Annotated in this window: 1 protein-coding gene; it reads left to right on the forward strand. The window is 49.6% G+C overall.

Annotated elements, in window-relative coordinates; translation table 11 throughout:
* On the forward strand, nt 1–619 hold a 619-nt coding region (locus PGU50_RS17730; RefSeq protein WP_330672606.1), incomplete at both ends, for a putative PEP-binding protein.

Here is a 619-nt window from a genome sequence, read left to right on the forward strand (position 1 = left end):
CGACTTCTCGGTATCCTTTCGGATGCCGGGGAAAGCGGTGTTGTGGCAGACGAACCGGTGATCGTGGCAGCAGATGACCTGGTACCGAGTGAGACCGTTCAGCTCGACAAGTCCAAAGTGCTTGCCTTTGCAACCATGTACGGATCAGCAAATTCCCATACGGCAATTCTTGCAAGGACCATGAACATCCCGGCCGTTATTGGTCTGGGAGAAGGGCTTGCAAAAGAATATGACGGACATATGGCAGCCATCGACGGCTTTACCGGAACCATCTATATAGATCCGGATGAAGAGACCATGAAGGTCATGACCGAAAAGCGCGAAGAAGACCGCAGACAGAAAGCGCTTCTGGAAGAATTGAAGGGCAAAGAAAATGTGACCCTGTCTGGCCAGAAGATTAATGTCTATGCGAATATCGGTAATCTTTCCGATGTGGGAGCCGTACTTAAAAATGATGCAGGAGGGATCGGACTTTTCCGAAGTGAGTTCCTGTATCTGGAAAGCGAAGATTTCCCGACCGAAGAACAGCAGTTCCAGGTATACAAACAGGTTGCAGAAAATATGGCAGGCAAAAAGGTCATTATCCGTACCCTGGATATCGGAGCAGACAAGCAGGTGG

Source organism: Coprococcus sp. AM11-30B, assembly GCF_027674365.1.
In the GTDB taxonomy this organism is placed as follows: Bacteria; Bacillota; Clostridia; order Lachnospirales; family Lachnospiraceae; genus Allocoprococcus; species Allocoprococcus comes.